The following is a 20,068-nucleotide window of genomic DNA, read 5'->3' as shown; positions in this document are numbered from 1 at the left end:
AGGCGGTTATTGGCAGGCTTCGCACTCTTCGAAGCCGGGGTCACCCGGCCGCATGGTGCAAACCGCCCCGAGAACTTCGGGTTCCGGCAAAACAGGTGCTGCGGCCACGGACGAAGCCGTGGATTGGCCGCTGGCGTTGACGGCGTTCAATTCGCCGCCGCGGCCCGTGGACTTCTCGGCGCTGGTGGCGCCAAGGGTACGCAGGTAGTACGTGGTCTTCAGGCCACGCGTCCATGCCAGCTTGTAGGTGTCATCCAGCTTCTTGCCCGATGCGCCGGCCATGTAGATGTTCAGCGACTGAGCCTGATCGATCCACTTCTGGCGGCGCGACGCGCATTCAACCAGCCAGCTCGGTTCGACTTCGAACGCGGTGGCGTAGAGTTCGCGGAGTTCGGAAGGTACGCGATCGATGCGGGACAGGCTGCCGTCGAAGTACTTGAGGTCGGCGACCATGACTTCGTCCCAGAGACCGAGTTTCTTCAGGTCACGCACGAGGTAATCGTTAACGACCGTGAACTCGCCGGAGAGATTCGATTTGACGTACAAGTTCTGGAAAGTAGGTTCGATGCACGCAGATACGCCAATGATATTGGAAATAGTTGCGGTTGGGGCGATTGCGACGCAATTGGAGTTGCGCATGCCATGTTGTTTGATGCGCGCGCGCAACGTATCCCAATCAAGCGTGCTCGACTCATCGACCTCGACATGACCACCGCGTTCATCGCGCAGCATCTTCAATGTGTCTTGCGGCAAGATGCCGCGCGACCACAGCGAGCCTTCATACGATTGATAACGGCCGCGTTCTTCGGCGAGCAGGCTCGACGCGGAGTAGGCGTGATAGCACACGGCTTCCATCGAGCGGTCGGCGAATTCAACCGCGGCTTGCGACGCGTACGGCACGCGCATCATCTGCAGGCAATCCTGGAAGCCCATGATGCCCATGCCCACCGGACGATGGCGCGCGTTGGAGTTGCGGGCCTTGTCGACGGCGTAATAGTTGATGTCGATCACGTTGTCGAGCATGCGCATGGCGATGCTCACCGTGCGCTTGATCTTGTCGTGGTCGAGCTCGAAACCGCCGCCGGCGGCAGGCTTCATGTGCGCGACCAGGTTCACGGAACCCAGGTTGCACACGGCGATTTCGGATTCGTTCGTGTTCAGCGTGATCTCGGTGCACAGGTTCGAGCTGTGCACGACGCCCACGTGCTGCTGCGGCGAACGGATGTTGCAAGGATCCTTGAACGTGATCCACGGATGGCCGGTTTCGAACAGCATCGACAGCATCTTGCGCCACAGCGTCAGCGCCGGCATCTTCTTGAAGAGCTTGAGTTCGCCGCTGGCGACGCGGGCTTCATAGCCCACATAGGCTTCTTCGAAGGCGCGGCCGACCTTGTCGTGCAGGTCGGGGCAGTCGGAGGGCGAGAACAGCGTCCATTCGCCGGCTTCCATGACGCGCTTCATGAACAGGTCGGGAATCCAGTTCGCCGTGTTCATGTCGTGCGTGCGGCGGCGCTCGTCGCCGGTGTTCTTGCGCAGTTCCAGGAATTCTTCGATGTCCAGGTGCCACGATTCCAGGTAGGTGCAGACCGCGCCCTTGCGCTTGCCGCCCTGGTTCACCGCCACGGCGGTGTCGTTGACGACCTTCAGGAACGGGACGACGCCCTGGCTTTCGCCGTTGGTGCCCTTGATGTGGCTGCGCAGCGCGCGAACCGGGGTCCAGTCGTTGCCCAGGCCGCCGGCGTACTTGGCCAGCAGCGCGTTTTCCTTGATGGCGTCGTAGATGCCTTCCAGGTCGTCGGAGACGGTGGTGAGGTAGCACGACGACAGTTGCGAGTGCAGCGTGCCCGAGTTGAACAGCGTGGGCGTCGAGCTCATGAAGTCGAACGAGGACAGGATCTCGTAGAACTCGATGGCGCGCGTTTCGCGGTTGGTCTCGCGCAGCGCCAGGCCCATGGCCACGCGCATGAAGAACACCTGCGGCAGTTCGATGCGGGTGCCGCGGATGTGCAGGAAGTAGCGGTCGTACAGCGTCTGCAGGCCGAGGTAGCCAAATTGCAGGTCGCGCTTGGCGTTCAGCGCGTGGCCCAGCTTGGTCAGGTCATAGTTGGCGAGTTCGGGCGACAGCAGGCCACCTTCGATGCCGCGGGCGATGAAGGCCGGGAAGTATTCGGCGTAGCGTGCGCCCATGCCGTCCTGCGAGACTTCCTCGCCCAGGACTTCCTTGCGGATCGTGTGCAGCAGCAGTCGTGCGGTGACCTGGCTGTAGGCCGGGTCCTTTTCCACCAGCGCGCGCGCTGACAGGATGGCGGACTTGAACACTTCGTCGACGGGGATGCCGTCGTACAGGTTCTTGACCGTTTCCTTCAGGATGGCTTCGGCGTCGATGAATTCAGACAGGCCTTCACCGGCGGCGACGATCGTGGCGCGCAGTTCTGCCAGGTCCAGCGGACGGCGCACGCCGGCGTCGGTCACGTTCAGCACGTGTTCCTGCGGGGCGGCGGCGGACTTTTGCTGGCCTTCGGCTGCTGCAGCGGCGGCGCGTTCCTGCGTGCGCTTCTCGCGGTACAGCACGTAGGCGCGGGCAACGTCATGCTCGCCCGAGCGCATCAGCGCCAGTTCGACCTGGTCCTGGATGTCTTCAATATGGAAGGTGCCGCCATTGGGGCGGTTGCGCACCAGGGCGTTGACGGCTTGGCCGGTCAGCGTCTCGACCAGTTCGCGAACGCGAGCGGACGCGGCGCCCTGTCCACCGTTGACGGCCAGGAAGGCCTTGGTCATGGCGATGGCGATCTTGCTGGGTTCGAACCCGACCACCGAACCATTGCGGCGGATGATGTTGTAGCTGGCCCATTGCCCGCCATTGGCGTCGGCAGGGGAATCGGTTTGCGAGGGCGGCACGGCCGAAGGCCGGGTCACAGAGGCGATCGTAGTCTGCATGGAAGCTCCTGTGCGAAAAAGCGCGTAGATAGCGACATGACGACGTCATGTCAGGTACGAAATTGGATCTTTTAAGGGGGGTCGCAACGCTTGGACGGTCTAGTCCAAAAGGCGTGGCCGACGGGAATCAGCGCTTAGGCGACCACAACATATAGTGTAGCACCCCTCGTTGGACACTAATTCTAGTGATCGAGGTTTACAGGGACAAGAAGAAGATAAGACGAATCCCACAAAAGATTGTAACCAAATGCACTAGGCGCGCCCAGTAAGGCGCGCCCAGGACAGTGACGCTCAGAGCGGCTGTTTATGCGGTTTTCCGCAGGGGCATGTCGCGCGGGGCAGGCGCCGTATAGCTCTGCATCAATCTGCCCGATTCCGTCCGATACTTCTCGACGTTGGCCGTCTTCACGTGCCCAAAGCCGCGTATGGTCTCTGCCAGGGCGGCGATTGTAGCCGCTTGCGCGAGCTTGTCGCGGGTCAACCCGGCAAGCAGTTGGTCTATGGTCTGACGATACTCCTGGACCAGCGCGCGTTCCATCTTGCGCTCGGCGGTGTGGCCGAAAGGATCGAACCAGGTGCCGCGCAGGCCCTTCAGGCGGGTCAGCAATTTCAGGGCGGTCATGGTGCGCGGACCCAGCGTCATCTTGCGGGGCACGCCGGTGCGCGGGTCCTTGCGGGCGAAGATGGGCGGCGCCATATGGAAACGCAGGCTGTAGTCGCCCTCGAACTGGCCCTGCAATTGCGCCTGGAACGATGCACCCGTATAGAGCCGGGCCACTTCGTATTCGTCCTTGTAGGCCATGAGCTTGAACAGGCCGCGCGCCACCGCCATCGCCAGCCGCGGGGTCTTGGCGTCGGGCGCCAATTCGCGTTCGCGGGCCGCGACGGCATCGACCACAACCTGGTACTCCCGGGCATAGGCCGCATTCTGGTAGGCCGTCAGATCCTCGACCCGGCGCGCCACGGCGCGATCGAATGTCTCGGGCACGTGCAGTTGCACCACCTGGGCGCGCGGGCGCAGCGCGCCTTCCAGCGCGTCGGGCTGCTGCGCCGCCAGGCGGCCGCTGTCGAACGCGGCGCGATTGGCCGCCACCGCCACGCCATTGAGTTCGATGGCGCGGTTGATGGCGGCTTGCGACAGCGGCACGCCGCCGCGCTGCCAGGCGTAGCCCAGCATGAACATGTTCGACAGGATGCTGTCGCCGAACAGCGCCAGCGCGGCCTCATGCGCGTCGATGGCCGCGGTGTGCGAGTCGCCCGCCGCATGGCGGATCTTGGCCAGCAGCGCTTCGGGGCGCATGGCCGCGTCGGGGTTGCGCGTGAATTCCGAGACGGGCGCCACATAGGTGTTGACCGTGACCTGCGTGTGGCCGCGGCGCAGCGCGCCCAGCGAGTCCGGCGCCACGGCGGCCACCGGATCGCACAGGATGGCCGCGTCGGCCTGCTGCCAGTCCAGGCGCACGGGGCCGGGGGACGCGCCGGCGGGCGCCAGCCGGATGTGGCTGACGACGGTGCCGCCCTTTTGCGCCAGGCCGGTCAGGTCCAGCACCGCGGCCGACAGGCCTTCCAGGTGCGCCGCCATCGACACGATGGCGCCGATGGTGATGACGCCGGTGCCGCCCATGCCCGCGACCAGCAGGCGGTAGGGGTGGTCCAGGGCGGGCAGGTCGGGTTGCGGCAACGCTTCGATCAGGCGCTGCAGGCGTTCCTGGTCGGCCTTGGGCGCGGCGCTTTTCCTGGGCTTGCCGCCCATGACGGACACGAAGCTGGGGCAGAACCCTTCCGCGCAGGAATAGTCCTTGTTGCAACTGGACTGGTCGATCGCGCGCTTGCGGCCATAGGGCGTTTCCAGCGGCACCACCGACAGGCAGTTGGACTGCACGCCGCAATCCCCGCAGCCTTCGCAGACCGCGCTGTTGATCAGCATGCGGCGTGCCGGGTCCGGAAACTGGTTCTTCTTGCGGCGGCGGCGCTTCTCGGCCGCGCAGGTCTGATCATGGATCAGCACCGTCACGCCGGAAATCTCGCGCAGCTCGCGCTGCAGCGCGTCCAGGTCGCGGCGGTGATGCACCTTGATGTCCGGGCCCAGGTCCACGCCCTGGTATTTTTCGGGCTCGTCGCTGGTGACGACGATGCGCGCCACGTTCTCGCCGCGCAATTGCTGGCAGATTTGCGGTACCGAGATCGGTCCGTCGACCGGCTGCCCGCCCGTCATCGCGACCGCGTCGTTGAAGAGGATCTTGTAGGTGATGTTGGCGCGCGCGGCCACCGCCTGGCGTATGGCCAGGTAGCCGGAGTGGTAGTAGGTGCCTTCCCCCATGTTCTGGAAGATGTGCGGCATCTTGGTGTAGCGGGACAGGCCGATCCAGTCGACGCCTTCGCCGCCCATCTGCGTCAGGCCGCCCGTGTCGCGGTCCATCCAGGCGGCCATGTAGTGGCAGCCCACGCCGGACAGCGCCTGGCTGCCCTCCGGCACCTTGGTCGACGTGCTGTGCGGACAGCCCGAACAGAAATACGGCCGGCGACGCATGCCGTCGGCGTCGTTGGACAACGGGGCCTGGCATTCGAAGGCGGACAGGTCGCGGCCCAGCGGCAGCCCGGCCGCGCGCGCGAGCCAGCCGGCCAGCGGCTGCGCCAGCAGCGACGGGCGCAACTGGCCGGCCGACGGCACCATCGGTTCGCCGTCGAAGCCCTTCTTTCCGGTGACCGAGGGGCGCTCCGGCAGGTTGAACAGCAGGTCCTTGATCTGGCTTTCGACGACCGCGCCCTTTTCCTCGATCACGAGGATGTGCGACAGGCCGCGCGCGAAATCCAGCAGGCGGCCGGTGTCCATCGGCCAGGTCAGGCCGGGCTTGTAGATGCGCACGGGCGCGTTGGCCGTGACGGTGTCCACGCCCAGGCGCGACAGCGCCTCCATGGTGTCCAGGTGCGCCTTGCCGACCGTGACGATGCCCACGGCGGCCTTGGGCGCGGGACAGGTCAGTTTGTCGATGCTGTGGCGGCGCGCGAACGCGGCAACCGCCTTCATGCGCAGATTCATGCGCGCCTCGACGGCCAGCGACAGGAAATCGCGCGCCGAATACTCCAGCGACTCGGGCGGCAGGTCCGGGTCCGCCGGCATGTCATAGGACTGGATCGCGGCGGGCGTGAACGAGTGTCCGCTTTCGATGGTTTCGGACACGGCCTTGAAGGCTACCCAGGTGCCCGCGTAGCGCGACAGGGCCCAGCCCCACAGCGCGAAGGTTTCGTATTCGTCGATCGACGTGGGATGCACGATGGGCATCTGCCAGCCGATCAGCGATGCTTCGCTGGCGTGCGGAATCGACGACGAGACCGCCGTGTGATCGTCGCCCACCACCACCAGCACGCCGCCATGGCGCGAGGCGCCGGCGGCGTTGCCGTGATGCAGCGCGTCGCCCGCGCGGTCCACGCCCGGCCCCTTGCCGTACCACATGGCAAATACGCCGTCGACGTTGCGGTCGGCGCGCACGCCGGCCTGCTGAGTGCCCATGACGGCGGTGGCGGCCATGTCTTCGTTGATGCCGGGCAGGAACGAGATCTGATTGGCGTCCAGCGCCTTCTGCGCCTTCCACATGGCCATGTCCACGCCGCCCAACGGCGAGCCTCGGTATCCCGACACGAAACCGGCGGTGTTCAGGCCGCGTTCGCGGTCGACCCTGCGCTGGGTCAGCATGATGCGCACCAAGGCCTGGGTGCCCGTCATGAAGATGCGCCCGGATTCCCGGGTGAGGTTGTCGGCGAGCTGATACTCGAGGTCAAGCTGGGGGTCGGCGGCGGGAGTACCGTCCATATCGAATGCTCCTGGTGTTCGCACCATGATAGGTTCGCGAGGCATCAGGTTTATTGCGTTTTTGGATCGTGCTATCCCTATAATTCGCAATGAACGTTTCGTGATCGATAAAAACCAGGAGACAAAGAGATGGATAAGACCGATATCGGCATCCTCAAGGCCTTGCAGGAGGACGGGCGCGCCTCGGCACAGCAGCTTTCCGAGAAAGTTGGCCTGTCCGCCGCGCCGGTATGGCGGCGGGTGAAGGCGATGGAGGCCAGCGGGGTCATCCAGGGCTACAGCGCCCAGGTGGACCGCAGCAAGGTCGGGCTGGGCTGCATGTTTGCGCAGATCAGCCTTGAGCGGCATTCCGCCAACACGGTCGAGAACTTCGAGCGGTCGGTGCGCGATGCGCCAGAGATCCTGGAATGCTATGCGGTGACCGGCGATTCGGACTTCCTGTTGAAGATCCTGGTGGAAAGCCCGGAAGCCTATGACCGCTTCCTGCACCGGTTCCTGTTCAATATGCCGGGCATCCGCCAGACCCGCACGATCGTGGCGCTGCGCGAGATCAAGCACGAGCAGCGCCTGCCGCTGTAAAGCGGAACGCGCCTCTATATATAGAGAGCGCGGATAGGGGACGCGCCGCGGCGATAGGGACGGATCGCCGCCGGGCGGCTTACTGGGGCTGGATTCCCGCGATCCGGATCCATTCCTTCCAGCGCTCGGTGTCTTCCTTCACGAAGGCGTCAAAGCGCGCCACGTCCATCGATTCCGGGGTCAGGCCCAGGGCGCGCAGCTTGTTCGCCGTGGCCTCGTCCTTCACCGCCGCCTGCATGTAGGCATTCATCTTGGCCACGATCTCCGGGGGCGTGCGGGCGGGCGCCGACAATCCGAGCCAGCCCGCCACGACGAAATCAGGATAGTAGGTGGCCATGGTCGGCACGCTGGGCCATGCCTCGTGCTGGCGGGCGCCGGTAACGGCGATGGGGATGAGGCCCTTGCCGTCGATCTGGCCCATCGCGGTCAGGTAGTCGACGAAGGCGAAGCCGATCTGCTTGCCGCGCAGATCGGTGATGATCTGCGTGATGTTCTTGTAGGCCGCGCCGGTGACGTTGATGCCGGCGCGCTGCTTGAAGAGTTCGGACGGCACCTGCGAGGACGAGCTGTAGTAGCCGAAGAAGACGGCGCCGGGATGTTTTTTGGCGTAATCCACCAGGTCGGGCACGGTGCGGTACGGGCTGTCCGGCGATACGACGCCCACGGTGCCGAACGTGCCCAGCATGCCGACCTGCTGGAAGTCCTTTTGCGCGTCGTAGGGCAGGCTCTTGTACAGGTACTGGTTGGCCGAATGGGTGGAGTTCGTGGACAGCAGGAAGGTGTAGCCGTCCGCCGCCGCGTTCTTGCTGGCATTGGTGCCGACTATGCCGCCGGCGCCGGGGCGGTCTTCGACGATTACCGTCTGGCCGGTCTTTTCGCCCAGGTACTGGGCAAAGGTCCTGGCGGTCAGGTCGGCCGCGCCGCCGGCCGCGGACGGTACGATGATCGTTACGGGTTTTTCGGGCCAGCCGGCGGCGTGCGACGCGGCGGCAAGCAGCAGGCTGGCGCCGGCAAGCGCCGGGCGAAGCAAGTGGGGAATGGGCATGTCTGTCTCCTGGGTGCGCGGGCGCGCGTCGTTATCGTTGTCGTTGTCATGGTGATGGGGGTCAGCCGAAGCGCCCGCGATGCCAGTCCAGAATGGCGGCGGCGCTGATCTGCCAATCGTCGGCATACATCATGCAGTGCGGCTGGCCGGCAAGAACGGCGTGCGAAAAGCCGTAGCGGCGCGCGATCGCCTGGTCCTGTCCGGGCGGATGCCTGTCATGCGTGTCCAGTCCGGCTTCCAGGCACAGGCCCGGCGCGGTGACCGACGCACCGGCGACCGCCACCCGCAGCAGGTAACGGTCGTTCAGCACTTGCGGGCTTTCGGCGCACAGGCGCCGCGCCACCGCGCGGACGTCGCGGTCGGGCGTGGTCGCCAGAAAGCGCGCGCGGATCTCCGTGGCGGACGGTGGGAGGCGCGGCGTGCCGCCGGGGACGGGGGGCAGCGCCAGCGCGCCGGGCAGGTCGCCGGGCGGCGAGGGCGCCATCAGCACCACGCCCGCCACCGGCCGATGGCAGGCTGCCAGCAGTGCGGGCAGAGCGCCCATGCTGTGTCCCACGACGACGGTGGGGCCCTCCAGCGCATCGATCGCGCTTGCCACGTCCTCGCCCAGGTCCGCGATCGTTACGGAGGAAAACGAAGCGTCCTGCGGCAGCGCGCCATGGCCGCGCATGTCCAGCGCCGCGCAGGCCAGGCCGGCGCGCGCGAAGTAATCCAGATAGTGCGCGTAGCACCAGGCGCCGTGATAGGCGCCCGGCACGAACAGCAGGCCGGGCCCGCGGTCTTGCGGCGCCGCGCCGATCAGCAGGCGGCCATGGCCGGCAGCGCGGGCGGGCAGCCGGTCGGCCAGGCTGAAATCCAGCGGATCCGTGGCGGGACCGGGGTGGGGGGGCGAAATGGCTGTGATCATGTTGCGGCCATCTTAAAAGCGGTCCTATGATCAGAAAACTTTATTTTTCATATGATTCGATAAGTATCTCTAATCAGTCAGATCCATGCGCCCGCTCCCCGACCTGTCCATCGCGCACTACCGGCACTTCCTGCTGGTGGCGGAACTGCGCAGCTTCCGCGCGGCCGCCGCCCGGGCCTTCCGCTCGCAGCCCGCGCTGTCCCTGTCCATCCGAGAAATGGAGCAGCGCCTGGGGCAGCCCCTGTTCGAACGCGGCAACCGCAACACGCTGACGCGCTTTGGCCAGGACTGCCTGCCCTTGGCGCGCGAACTGGTCGAACACCACGATCGCGTGGCCGGCGCGCTGTCGGGCCTGGCCAGCAACGGCGCCGGCACCCTGGCGATGGCGTCGGTCGCAACGGTGGCCACGCACTGGCTGCCTGAGCTGGTGGCGACGTACCGCGATCGCTACCCCGCGGTGTCGCTGCGCCTGTTCGACGACAACTCCGAGGGCGTCGAGCGCATGGTGCTGTCGGGCGAGGTGGAGCTGGGCGTGTGCAGCCCGGTGTCGCGGGACCGCCGCCTGTCATTCGAACCCCTGCTGCGCGATGCCTTCGGACTGGTCTGCCATCGCGGCCATCCGCTGGCCGGCCGCAAGTCGGTGACCTGGCGCGAGATCGCGGACCTGCCCCTGGTCGGCACCATGGCGCATCGCCAGCTCGCGGGGTATCCGCAAGCCGCCTTCATGCTGGACCGTCAGGTGTTCGTCTCCAACATGATGTCGCTGCTGGCCATGCTGGAGCGGGGCGTGGGCGTCACGGTGCTGGCGCGCCTGGGCGTGCCGCCGGACTCGCCCGGACTGGCGTTCGTGCCCTTGTCCCGGCCGCGTATCGAGCGCGAGCTGGGCCTTACCCGCCTGGCCGGGCGCAGCTTGTCGCCGGCCGCGGCGCGCATGGAGGAAATGCTGCGCGCCAAGGCGGTCATGGGGCGGCGCACTGTCGCTTGAAACCAACGCATTTTTGCGGTTTCCGCCCGTATTCCACGCGGCGGCGGCGGTGGACTGTTGCGCAATTGCACACGGCGCGGATCGTCGTTGATTCTTCCCAGGCGGCTCATTAGAGTGCCTGATGTCTGTTGCGCGAAGGGCGTGCCGGTGCGATCGGCGCGGCGCGTCGACAGACGTGTTGAGGAAGTCATGAGCAGTGTGTATTTGCGTTCGGCCGGCATTGCCTGCGCCATTCTGATCCTGGCCGGCTGCGCCGCCAGGAAGCCCGCCACCATTACCGAGGCCCAGCCCGCGGAACCGCCCAAGCCGGTGGCATGCGAGCCCGCCAAAGCCGGCGATCCCATGATCGGCACCTGGTTGTCGAACTCGCGGCCGCGCGACGTCAGCGGCGATCTGCAATCGCTGATCGTCTTGTCGGCCGACGGCACGATGGCCTACGAAACCCTGCTCAAGATCGGCCGCAAGACGCGTCCCGCGCTGCGCGAGACCGGCTGCTGGAGCGTGGCGGACGGCGTCTACACGATGCGTACCACCAAATCCGCCGGTGAACCGGTGGATGCCAACGACCCGATCTACCTGAACCGCTATCGCGTTGAAAAGGTCGAGCGGTCCAAGCTGACGCTGCGCGAACTGAAGAACGGCGGCTTCGTTCTGACCGCGCGCCGCATGCCCACGGGTTACCGCCTGGCTTACTGAGCGTTGCGCCGGGCGGACATTTCGCCCGGCGGCTACACCAAGGGCGCCGGGCTGCGGTAAGGTGCGGGCTTCGACTTTCGACCCGCCGCCGGTTTCCCATGCCCGCCATGTCCTCTGAAGCACGCGCGATCGCGCTGCTTGCCCTGGCCGCCTTCGTCAGCGCCAGCGCTTTCCGTATCTGTGATCCCATGTTGCCGCAGCTCGCGGCGGAATTCGGCACCACCACCGGCCAGGCCGCGCGGGTGGTGACGGCGTTCGCCGTGGCCTACGGGGTGCTGCAGATGTTCTTCGGTCCGATGGGCGACCGCTACGGCAAGTTCCGCGTCGTCAGCGTGGCCACGGTGGCGTGCGCGCTGGGCAGCGCGGGCGCGGTGATGGCCCAGTCGCTGGATGTGCTGGTGTTCTTCCGCATCCTGTCGGGCGCCGCCGGAGCCGGCATCGTGCCGCTATCCATGGCCTGGATCGGCGACAACGTCCCTTACGAACGCCGGCAGGCCACGCTGGCGCGCTTTCTGACCGGCACCATCCTGGGCATGTCGGCGGGCCAACTGGCCGGCGGGCTGTTCGCGGACACGGTGGGCTGGCGCTGGGCCTTTGCCGCGCTGGTGGCCGGTTACCTGATCGTGGGCGCGCTGCTGCACCTTGAGGTGCGGCGCCAGCGGGCGGCGGGCTTTGCCCAGGTCGACCCCAACGCCGTCCGGCAGGGCTTCGTGGCGCAAGCCAGGCTGGTGCTGGGAACGCCCTGGGCGCGCGTGGTGCTGGCGACCGTCTTCGTCGAAGGCCTGCTGGTGTTCGGCGCGCTGGCCTTCGCGCCTTCGTATCTGCATGAGCGCTTCGATATCTCGCTGACTGCCGCCGGCGCGCTGGTGGCGGTCTATGCGGTGGGCGGGCTGGCCTACACGGTGGTGGCCGGACGCATCCTCAAGCGCCTGGGCGAGCGCGGCCTGGCCATCGCGGGCGGGCTGGTGCTGGGCGTGGCGTTCCTGTCGTACCTGCTGGGGCCGGTCTGGATGTGGAGCCTGCTGGCCAGCGTGCTGGCCGGTTTCGGCTATTACCTGCTGCACGCGACCCTGCAGACGAATGCGACGCAGATGGTGCCGTCGGCGCGCGGCACGGCGGTGGCGTGGTTCGCGTCCTGCCTGTTCATGGGGCAGGCGGCGGGCGTGGCCTTGGCGGGCGCGGTGGTGGATGAGATCGGCGCGGCGGCGCTGTTTGGCGGATCGGCCGTGCTGCTGCCGCTGCTGGGCGCCTTCTTCGCGCGGGCGCTGAAAGCGCGGGCGGCGATCCAGCAGGGTTGATGCGGGACGGCACGTCTGAAAGCACCGAGGGCCTTGCTCACACGTCGTGAGCAAGGCCCTCGTTCGGGAAGGCTTGGATCGCGCCCCTTAGATGGCGGCCAGGCGCTTGAGCACGGTTTCCTTGCCCAGCAGGGCCAGCACCGCGTCCACGGCAGGGGTCTGGGTCTGGCCGGTGACCGCCACGCGCAGCGGGATGGCCAGTTGCGGCATCTTCAGGCCGCGATCGGCCAGCACCGTCTTGATCAGGGCCGACAAGGCCTCGCGGGTCCAGTCGGTGTCCCGAGCACGCTGCGCGAAGTCCGCCAGCGCTTCGCGGGCGGGCGCGGTCAGGTGCTGCTCGGTCAGTTCGGCCGGCGCGGACTTGAACTCGGCGCAGAAGAGCATGGCGCCGTCGGCCAATTGCTCCAGCGTTTCGGCGCGGTCCTTGAGCAGGCCCATGACGCCCGGGAGGTCGATTTTCTCGGGGTGGCCGCCGCGGTTCGCCACGCGGGGCGCCACGCGCTCGGCCAGCTCGGCGTTGTCCATCTGCTTGATGTAGTGGGCATTGACCCAGTTCAGCTTCTTGGGGTCCCACTGCGAGGCGGACTTGGACAGGTGCTTGGTGTCGAACCAGGACACGAGTTGCTCGCGGGTGAAGAGCTCGTCGTCGCCGTGGCTCCAGCCCAGGCGCGCCAGGTAGTTGATCATGGCCTCGGGCAGGTAGCCCTCGTTGTCGTATTCCATGACGTTGACCGCGCCGTGGCGCTTGGACAGCTTTTCGCCGTCCGGGCCCAGGATCATCGGCACGTGGCCGTATTCGGGCAGGGTGGCGCCCAGCGCGCGCAGGATGTTGATCTGGCGCGGCGTGTTGTTGACGTGGTCATCGCCGCGCAGGACGTGGGTGATGCCCATGTCCCAGTCGTCGACCACGACGCAGAAATTGTAGGTGGGCGTGCCGTCCGGGCGCGCGATGATCAGGTCGTCGAGTTCCGTGTTGTCGAAGCTGATCGTGCCCTTGACCATGTCGTTCCAGGCCGTGGCGCCTTCTTGGGGATTCTTGAAGCGCACGACGGGTTTGCGGCCTTCGGGAATGGCGGGCAGCGTCTTGCCGGATTCCGGGCGCCAGGTGCCGTCGTAGCGCGGCTTGTCGCCGCGCGCGCGGGCGGCCTCGCGCATGGCTTCGACTTCCTCGGGCGAGCTGTAGCAGTGGTACGCGGTGCCGGCGGCCAGCATCTGCGCCACCACCTCGCGGTAGCGGTCCATGCGCTGCATCTGGTAGAAGGGGCCTTCGTCGGGCTGCATGCCCAGCCACTCCATGCTGTCCAGGATGGCCTGCACCGCTTCCGGCGTGGAGCGTTCGACATCCGTGTCTTCGATGCGCAGCACGAAGGTGCCTTGATGGTGGCGCGCGAAGGCCCAGGAGAACAGCGCGGTGCGCGCGCCGCCCAGGTGCAGGAAGCCCGTGGGCGAAGGCGCGAAACGGGTACGAATGGGGGAGGGGGCGTTGGAAGTCATAGGTGGCAATGATAGCGGCTGCGGCGCCACAAAACGGCGTCGGGCAGTGTCCGCGTCAAGCGGACGGCAGGGTTGTCTTGTTACGATGAACGGTATTTTAGATCAGTGCAAACAGGCTCCGGCCCACCCTTCCTATGCTTCGACACGCTCTTGCGCCCATGTTCGAACCCGGTTCGCTGGTGATCGTGGCCGACCGGCCCCTGCCGGCGGCGGGGTCCCTGTCGCCCGCGCTGAAGGCGAAAACCACGATCGTCACCCCCGAGCCCGGCGCCGCGCCCGAGCTGCCCGGCAGCCTGCAGGGCCTGGCGGCGGGCGAACGGCCTGATCTGGCCCTGGTTTGCGTGTCGCCCGCTGTCCTGCCGGAAACGCTGCGCCGGCTGTCGCCGCTGTCGCCCCGCTCGGTGATCCTCCTGCCCCACGAATTGCCCGATCCGTATCCGCGCGGCACGCTGGCGCTGTGCCGCGCCTGGGCCGAGGAAAACCGTTGCGAGTTGCTGGGCCCGCGCTCGTTCGGCGCGCAGCGGCCCCATGCCGGCCTGAACTTCAGCCAGCACCCGGTGCTGGCGCGCGCGGGCCGCGTGGCGCTGGTGGCGCAGTCCCGCTCCATCATGGCCGCGGTCATGGACTGGGCCGAAGACGTGCATATCGGCTTTTCCACCGCGGTGTCGCTGGGCGACGAGGCGGTGGTGGGCCTGGCGAAGCTGCTGGACTACCTGGCCAGCGATCCGCGCACGGACAGCATCGTGCTGTACCTCGAAGACGTGGGTCCCGCGCGCGAATTCATGAGCACGTTGCGCGCCGCGGCCAGCATCAAGCCCGTCATCGTGCTGAAGGCCGGCCGTTCCGATGCCGACAGCGCCGACGCCATCTTCGACGCCGCCCTGCGCCGTGCCGGCGCCGTCCGCGTGCGCTACTTCGTGCAGCTCTTCTCGGCAGTGAAGGTGCTGGGCTACACGCGGCGCCCAAAGGGCCGCCGCGTGGCGCTGATCTCCAACGGCAGCGGGCCTCCGCAACTGGCCATGGACCTGATCGGCCCCGACGCCGCCGTGCTGCGCGCCGAACTGGCGCCCGCCACGCAGCGCGCGCTGGCGGCGATGCTGGAACCGGACGCGGCCACCGCCAATCCGGTCATCACCTACATGCCGATGACGCCCGACCGCATCCGCGCCATCCTGGAGTCCGTGCTGGACGACGCCGGCGTGGACGGGGTGCTGGTGCTGCTGGCACCTGACGCGCTCGCCGACATGCCGGCCGTCGCGCGCGAACTGGCGCAGATCGCGCCCAGCGCCAAGAAGCCGGTGGTGACCTGCTTCATGGGCGATGCCGGCATGCGCCCGCTGCGGCGCATGCTGGACGATGCGGGCACGTCGGCGTTTCGCACGCCCGAGTCGGCCGCGGACGCCTTCGGCGTGCTGGCGTCGCACCACTACAACCAGCAATTGCTGCTGCAGACCCAGCCGCCCGACCCCGCCGGCCATGTGCCGGACCTGGCGGCCGCGCGCGAGATCCTTGCGCGCGTGCGCGCCGACTGCCGGCGCGAACTGAACACCTCCGAAATCCGCACCTTGCTGGCCTTGTTCTATGTGCCGCTGAGCGACCTGCCGCCGGCCGTGGCGCCCGCCGGGACCGAATCCCGCCCCATGGCGATCCGCGTGCGGCGCGATCCGCAGTTCGGTCCGGTCATCCGCTTCGGCGCGGGCGGGCCGGACGCGGTGCTGTCGCTGGCGGACCGCGGCATGGACCTGCCGCCGCTCAATGGCTATCTGGCGCGCCAGCTCATCGAACGCAGCCGGCTGTGGCGGCGCGTGCTGGCGCCGCGCATCGGCCACATGGCCGCCGAAGCGCTGCAGCAGGCGCTGGTGCTGGTGTCCGAGCTGGTCTCGGAACTGCCCGACATCGAATCCCTGGACATCGATCCGCTCTACGCGGGCGAAACCCATCTGCGCGCCGGCGGCCTGCGCATGACGCTGACCGAGACGCCGGGCTGCGAATCCCCGCAGACGGCGGGCTATCCGCACATGGCGATCCACCCTTATCCGGCGCGGCTGGTGCAGGTGCGGCGCTTCGATGACGGCATCCCGTGGGTGCTGCGGCCCATCCGCCCCGAAGACGGCGAGGCCCTGCAGGAATTCATCCGCGGCCTGTCGGAACGGTCGCGCTATATGCGCTTCGTGTCGATGATGCGCGAGCTCACGCCGCGCATGGTGTCGCGCTACACCCAGGTGGACTACCACCGGGAACTGGCCCTCGTGGCGGCCACGCAGGTACCCAACCCGGCCAATCGCGGGCATCCGCGCGAAGTGCTCGTGGGTTTTGCGCACTACCTGCGCAACCCCGACGGCCGGGGGGCGGAATACGCGCTGGTGATTGGCGACGACTGGCAGCGGCGCGGCCTGGGCCGTCAGCTCATGACGGCGCTGATCGACGCCGCGCGCGAGCAGGGGCTGGAATACATCGATGGCCTGGTGCTGTCGACCAACCGCCCCATGCTGGCGCTGATGACCAGCCTGGGCTTCACCAACGACGCGGACCCCGAAGACCCGACGATGCGCCGGGTCTGGCTGAATCTGGCCTGAGCCCCACGGGGGGCCAGGCCGGCCGCTGTCAGGCGGTCTTGCGGGCCGGCTGCGCGGGTGTCAGCCGCGCGGCCGCTTCATCCACCGACAGCACATCGCCGAAGAACAGCATCCAGCCGTGCAGGGCGTGTTCGTGCTCGGCGGGCGTCACCGCCGCCAGCGCATCGTCCACCATGATGGTCCGGAAGTCCCGCATCATCGCGTCGCGCGCGGTGGATTCGCAGCACACGTTGGTGACCGTGCCGGCGATCAACAGCGTGTCCACGCCCAGGCCGCGCAGCAGCGGCTCCAGTTCGGACGAACCGGGCGCCATCGCGCTGTAGAAGCGCTTGACCACGCGCAGGTCCGTGTCGCGCGCGTGCAGGTCCTGATGCAGCGCAAAGCCCGGTGAATCGCGGCGCAGCGTTTCCAGGCGCCGCGCGCTGCGCTCCGGCGTCAGCATCACCCCGTGGTGATGCGACCAGAACACATCGGCGTTGTCGGACGCCGTCTGCACCCAGACGATGACGCCGCCGGCATCGCGCACCGCATCGCACAGGCGGTTGATGGGGGCGATGATCTCGCGCGCCGGCGCGCATTCGCCCTGATAGCCCGGCAGCGTGAAGTACTGCTGCATGTCCACCACGATCACCGCCGTGCGGGCGGCGGGCAGTTCGTCATAGGGATGCAGGCAGCCCTGGCGCGCCACGACGCGATCCTTTACCCATTGCGGGAATTCCATGCTGCCCCCTTATCCGTAGCGCCGCGCCACGGCGGCTTCGATGCGATAGACGATCAGGTACATGACGCTGGAAATCAGCGCCAGCATTGCGATGGCGGTCATGACGATGTTCAGCTTGAACACCTGGCTGCCATTCATGATCAGAAAGCCCAGCCCGGAGTCCGCCGACTGGAACTCGCCCACGATGACCCCCACCAGCGCCAGCCCGATGTTCATCTTCACGGCCGCGATCAGCGTGGGTACGCTGCCCGGCAGCACTACCTTGACCAGCACCTGCCAGCGGCTGGCGCCGAAGGTGTGGGCCAGCTTCACCTTGTTCAGGTCGATGCCCCGGAAGCCCGCATACACCACCATGATGGTCACGAACACGGCGATGGCCACCGCCATGCCGTACACCGCGTAGTCCGAGCCCAGCCACAGATAGAAGATGGGCACGAAGGCGATCTTGGGCATGGCGTTGGCCACCACCAGGAACGGATCCAGCACCTTGTAGAGGAAGTCGGACCACCACAGCGCGGCGGCCACCACGATGCCGATCGCCATGCTCAGCGTGAAGCCCACCAGCGTGGCCGACAGGGTGGTCATGACGTGCTTGCCCAGGCTGCCGTGGTTCCAGAGTTCGATGAACGTGGGCCACAGCGCGCTGGGATAGCTGGTCAGCAGCGGGTTCAGGATGTGCATGCGCGGCAGGATTTCCCAGGCGCACAGGAAGACCGCCAGCAGCAGCGCCTGCGCTACGCGGATGTTGCGGCGGCGCGCGCGGTCGCGCCGCAGGTAGTCCAGGTATTTTCCGCTGGGGCCGGGCACGGCGCGCAGCGGGACGGTGTTGGCAATCGGGGCGTTCATGGCTCAACCCTCCACATGGACGTCCAGCTCGTCCCAGAGCTGTTTGAAGTAGGTATTGAATTCCGGACGCGAGCGCGCCTGGAAGGGCGTCGGCCGGGCGCCGTCGCCATAGTGGATGCGGTACTGGCTTTTCAGGCGGCCGGGCCGGCGCGACAGCACGATGACGCGGTCCGTCATGGTGATGGCCTCGCCGATATCGTGCGTGACCAGCACCACCGTCTTGCCCTCGCGGCGCAGGATGTCCACGACCTCGTCGGAGATCGCCAGCCGGGTCTGCGAATCCAGCGCCGAGAAGGGCTCGTCCAGCAGGATCACGTCGGGCTCGGTCACCAGCGTGCGGGCCAGCGCCGCGCGCTGGCGCATGCCGCCCGACAATTGGCGCGGCGTATGCGACAGGAAGGCGCCCAGTCCGCACTTTTCCAGCAGATGCACGGCGCGCGCCTCGCTGCGCGCATCGCGCCGCCCCTGGATCTCGGCGCCCAGCATCACGTTGTCCAGGATGGTGCGCCATTCGAACAGGTAGTCCTGCTGCAGCATATAGCCAATGCGCGCATTGGGGCGGGTCACGGCGTGGCCGTCGACCATCACCGCGCCCGACGTGGGCGGGATCAGGCCGGCGATCAGCGACAGCAGCGTGCTCTTGCCACAGCCGCTTTGCCCGATCAGGCTGACGAATTCGCCCGGCGCCAGCGTGAACGACACGTTCGACAGCGCTTCGGTCTCGCCCTCGGGCGTGAAGTAAGACAGGCAGACGTCGCGCAGCTCGATCTTGGCCGTGGCCGCTGCCGGCTTCAGGTTGTGGACGGCGGCTCCCATCATTGGGCCTTCTTGGCGAAATCGGTCACCACCACGTCCTCGTACTTCACGCGGGCGCTGTCCTTCATGACCGCGCTGGCGATGAGCATGTCCTGCAACTGGTTCATGGCTTGCGCCGTGACCAGCGGGGACGTCTTCCAGATCTGGTACTGCTTATAGCGGTCGATGGCCTCCGTCACCGCGCCCTGGTCCATGCCGGGGAAGAAGGTCATGATCTGCGGCGCCAGCGTGGCCGCGGGCGTGTCCTTCACGTATTTTTCGGCGCGCGCCACTACGTCGGTCCAGGCCTGGATGACCTTGGGGTTGTCGCGGATGTACTTGTCGGTGGCGGTGAAGACCGTGTAATCCACCTGGCCGACCTCATGGCCCACCGAGGCCACGATATGGCCCTTGCCGTTGCGCACCAGTTCGCCGGCCTCGGGTTCCAGGAAGATGCCGTACTCGCCCTGGCCGGCCATCCATGCGCCCGCGCGGGCCGGGATGCCGATGTTGTTCAGCAGCTTCACGTCCTTCTGGGGATCCAGTCCGTGCTTGCGCAGCGCGGTCTCCAGGAAAACGATGGGATTGGACCCCGGGCGAAAGCCGATGACCTCCTTGCCCTTGAGCATGGACCAGTCGAATTTCTCGACCGGCTTGCGCGCCAGCAGGAAAAATCCGTCGGTGGCCGTCAAGCCGGCGAAGATCTTCGGCTTGACCGGCGATTCGCTGTTCTGCACATAGATTGACGCCTCGGGGCCGATCAGCACGATGTCGGCGCTGCCCGACAGCAGGGCGGTCATGCCCTTGTCGGTTCCCTGCGAGGTCTTCATGGACACGTCCAGCCCGGCGTCCTTGAAGTAGCCCTGCGACAGCGCGACATACTTGGGCACGTAGAGGATGGATCGCACCACCTCTTCGTAGCGGACCTTCACGGGGGGATTCAGGGCTTCGGCCTGGGCGGCCAGGGGGGCAATCAGCGCGAGTAGCGCCGCGCCTGCCAGACGGGGCAATGGCAAGGTCTTCACGGGACTTTCTCCTGCGTCTTGATGCCACGCCGAAATCTGGCGCGACACGGCCAATGGGATTGATCGACTACAACAACAGGGAAGCCCGAACGATGGTTGCCCGGGCCGGTAAGGCTTGGATCGAATACTATATTCAATACAAATGGGCGACAAGCATTTTGAAGTTGGCGTTTTTCTCTATGGACGCGGCCAATGTGAGCCCTGACAATTCAAGGCTGGAATACCAGTTGGTATACAAAATGGTTTTTTCTGCCGATGGGGAGTCCCACCCATCTTAGGCGCCGCGCCATGCCGCGCCCATCGGCCAGGAACACGGACCGCGCGTTGCGCGCAGCCCGTCATCGTCCCTAGGC

Annotated in this window: 14 protein-coding genes; 5 read left to right on the top strand and 9 right to left on the bottom strand. The window is 66.9% G+C overall.

All coding sequences use genetic code 11. The features are described 5' to 3' along the window. Positions 1 to 6: 6 nt before the first annotated feature. Together ASE30_RS25220 and ASE30_RS25215 are read right to left on the bottom strand one after the other, a co-directional pair. Positions 7 to 2,937 carry a ribonucleoside-diphosphate reductase subunit alpha gene (locus tag ASE30_RS25220; protein ID WP_057286995.1) on the bottom strand — a complete coding sequence of 977 codons (2,931 nt, stop codon included), beginning with the start codon at positions 2,935 to 2,937 and terminating at the stop codon, positions 7 to 9. A 304-nt stretch (positions 2,938 to 3,241) separates the two neighbouring features. Continuing rightward, on the bottom strand, positions 3,242 to 6,748 hold the full coding sequence (locus tag ASE30_RS25215; RefSeq protein ID WP_057286994.1) for an indolepyruvate ferredoxin oxidoreductase family protein: 3,507 nt from the start codon (positions 6,746 to 6,748) through the stop codon (positions 3,242 to 3,244). A 129-nt stretch (positions 6,749 to 6,877) separates the two neighbouring features. On the opposite strand from ASE30_RS25215, the gene ASE30_RS25210 reads away from it, so the two are divergent. Then, the gene (locus ASE30_RS25210; RefSeq protein ID WP_008159001.1) at positions 6,878 to 7,327 is read left to right on the top strand and encodes an Lrp/AsnC family transcriptional regulator; all 450 of its coding nucleotides are present in this window, start codon (positions 6,878 to 6,880) and stop codon (positions 7,325 to 7,327) included. A 79-nt stretch (positions 7,328 to 7,406) separates the two neighbouring features. Here the strand turns inward: ASE30_RS25210 and ASE30_RS25205 are convergent, their stop codons facing one another. Then, on the bottom strand, positions 7,407 to 8,372 hold the full coding sequence (locus ASE30_RS25205) for a tripartite tricarboxylate transporter substrate binding protein (protein WP_057286993.1): 966 nt from the start codon (positions 8,370 to 8,372) through the stop codon (positions 7,407 to 7,409). Between the two features lie 61 nt (positions 8,373 to 8,433). After that, complete coding sequence (locus tag ASE30_RS25200) at positions 8,434 to 9,279, bottom strand: alpha/beta hydrolase (protein ID WP_057286992.1); 846 nt, start codon at positions 9,277 to 9,279, stop codon at positions 8,434 to 8,436. Between the two features lie 85 nt (positions 9,280 to 9,364). On the opposite strand from ASE30_RS25200, the gene ASE30_RS25195 reads away from it, so the two are divergent. The 3 genes from ASE30_RS25195 (at position 9,365) to ASE30_RS25185 (ending at position 12,258) form a co-directional block, all read left to right on the top strand. Further along, positions 9,365 to 10,264 carry a LysR family transcriptional regulator gene (locus ASE30_RS25195; RefSeq protein WP_057286991.1) on the top strand — a complete coding sequence of 300 codons (900 nt, stop codon included), beginning with the start codon at positions 9,365 to 9,367 and terminating at the stop codon, positions 10,262 to 10,264. Positions 10,265 to 10,453: 189 nt separating this feature from the next. Further along, positions 10,454 to 10,960 (top strand): hypothetical protein, encoded by a 507-nt coding sequence (locus ASE30_RS25190; protein WP_057286990.1) that lies wholly within the window; start codon positions 10,454 to 10,456, stop codon positions 10,958 to 10,960. A 98-nt stretch (positions 10,961 to 11,058) separates the two neighbouring features. Beyond that, positions 11,059 to 12,258 (top strand): MFS transporter, encoded by a 1,200-nt coding sequence (locus tag ASE30_RS25185; RefSeq protein WP_057286989.1) that lies wholly within the window; start codon positions 11,059 to 11,061, stop codon positions 12,256 to 12,258. Between the two features lie 87 nt (positions 12,259 to 12,345). Here the strand turns inward: ASE30_RS25185 and gltX are convergent, their stop codons facing one another. Further along, positions 12,346 to 13,752, bottom strand: coding sequence for a glutamate--tRNA ligase (gene gltX / locus ASE30_RS25180; RefSeq protein WP_057286988.1), 1,407 nt, complete (start codon positions 13,750 to 13,752; stop codon positions 12,346 to 12,348). Positions 13,753 to 13,886: 134 nt separating this feature from the next. Between gltX and ASE30_RS25175 the strand changes: the two genes are divergently transcribed. Further along, positions 13,887 to 16,328 carry a GNAT family N-acetyltransferase gene (locus ASE30_RS25175; RefSeq protein ID WP_057286987.1) on the top strand — a complete coding sequence of 814 codons (2,442 nt, stop codon included), beginning with the start codon at positions 13,887 to 13,889 and terminating at the stop codon, positions 16,326 to 16,328. Between the two features lie 28 nt (positions 16,329 to 16,356). Here the strand turns inward: ASE30_RS25175 and ASE30_RS25170 are convergent, their stop codons facing one another. Genes ASE30_RS25170 through ASE30_RS25155 form a run of 4 tightly spaced genes read right to left on the bottom strand, consistent with a single transcriptional unit; the run spans position 16,357 to position 19,715 of the window. After that, the gene (locus ASE30_RS25170; protein ID WP_057286986.1) at positions 16,357 to 17,049 is read right to left on the bottom strand and encodes an isochorismatase family cysteine hydrolase; all 693 of its coding nucleotides are present in this window, start codon (positions 17,047 to 17,049) and stop codon (positions 16,357 to 16,359) included. A gap of 9 nt (positions 17,050 to 17,058) precedes the next feature. Beyond that, positions 17,059 to 17,895: an ABC transporter permease gene (locus ASE30_RS25165; RefSeq protein ID WP_057286985.1), complete on the bottom strand. Its 837-nt coding sequence runs from the start codon at positions 17,893 to 17,895 to the stop codon at positions 17,059 to 17,061. Positions 17,896 to 17,898: 3 nt separating this feature from the next. Then, positions 17,899 to 18,711 (bottom strand): ABC transporter ATP-binding protein, encoded by an 813-nt coding sequence (locus tag ASE30_RS25160; RefSeq protein ID WP_057287068.1) that lies wholly within the window; start codon positions 18,709 to 18,711, stop codon positions 17,899 to 17,901. Continuing rightward, complete coding sequence (locus tag ASE30_RS25155; RefSeq protein ID WP_057287067.1) at positions 18,711 to 19,715, bottom strand: ABC transporter substrate-binding protein; 1,005 nt, start codon at positions 19,713 to 19,715, stop codon at positions 18,711 to 18,713. The genes ASE30_RS25160 and ASE30_RS25155 overlap by 1 nt, the downstream gene beginning before the upstream one ends. Positions 19,716 to 20,068: the final 353 nt, after the last annotated feature.

Source organism: Achromobacter sp. Root83, from assembly GCF_001428845.1.
GTDB lineage: Bacteria > Pseudomonadota > Gammaproteobacteria > Burkholderiales > Burkholderiaceae_B > Achromobacter.
The sequence above is the reverse complement of the archived record's forward strand: the minus strand, read 5'-3'. Positions and strand labels throughout refer to the sequence as shown.

Bases quoted from the DNA above. Each gene is read 5' to 3' on its own strand.
- ASE30_RS25220 (WP_057286995.1), bottom strand. From the start codon at position 2,937: ATGCAGACTACGATCGCCTCTGTGACCCGGCCTTCGGCCGTGCCGCCC.
- ASE30_RS25215 (WP_057286994.1), bottom strand. From the start codon at position 6,748: ATGGACGGTACTCCCGCCGCCGACCCCCAGCTTGACCTCGAGTATCAG.
- ASE30_RS25210 (WP_008159001.1), top strand. From the start codon at position 6,878: ATGGATAAGACCGATATCGGCATCCTCAAGGCCTTGCAGGAGGACGGG.
- ASE30_RS25205 (WP_057286993.1), bottom strand. From the start codon at position 8,372: ATGCCCATTCCCCACTTGCTTCGCCCGGCGCTTGCCGGCGCCAGCCTG.
- ASE30_RS25200 (WP_057286992.1), bottom strand. From the start codon at position 9,279: ATGATCACAGCCATTTCGCCCCCCCACCCCGGTCCCGCCACGGATCCG.
- ASE30_RS25195 (WP_057286991.1), top strand. From the start codon at position 9,365: ATGCGCCCGCTCCCCGACCTGTCCATCGCGCACTACCGGCACTTCCTG.
- ASE30_RS25190 (WP_057286990.1), top strand. From the start codon at position 10,454: ATGAGCAGTGTGTATTTGCGTTCGGCCGGCATTGCCTGCGCCATTCTG.
- ASE30_RS25185 (WP_057286989.1), top strand. From the start codon at position 11,059: ATGCCCGCCATGTCCTCTGAAGCACGCGCGATCGCGCTGCTTGCCCTG.
- gltX (WP_057286988.1), bottom strand. From the start codon at position 13,752: ATGACTTCCAACGCCCCCTCCCCCATTCGTACCCGTTTCGCGCCTTCG.
- ASE30_RS25175 (WP_057286987.1), top strand. From the start codon at position 13,887: ATGCTTCGACACGCTCTTGCGCCCATGTTCGAACCCGGTTCGCTGGTG.
- ASE30_RS25170 (WP_057286986.1), bottom strand. From the start codon at position 17,049: ATGGAATTCCCGCAATGGGTAAAGGATCGCGTCGTGGCGCGCCAGGGC.
- ASE30_RS25165 (WP_057286985.1), bottom strand. From the start codon at position 17,895: ATGAACGCCCCGATTGCCAACACCGTCCCGCTGCGCGCCGTGCCCGGC.
- ASE30_RS25160 (WP_057287068.1), bottom strand. From the start codon at position 18,711: ATGGGAGCCGCCGTCCACAACCTGAAGCCGGCAGCGGCCACGGCCAAG.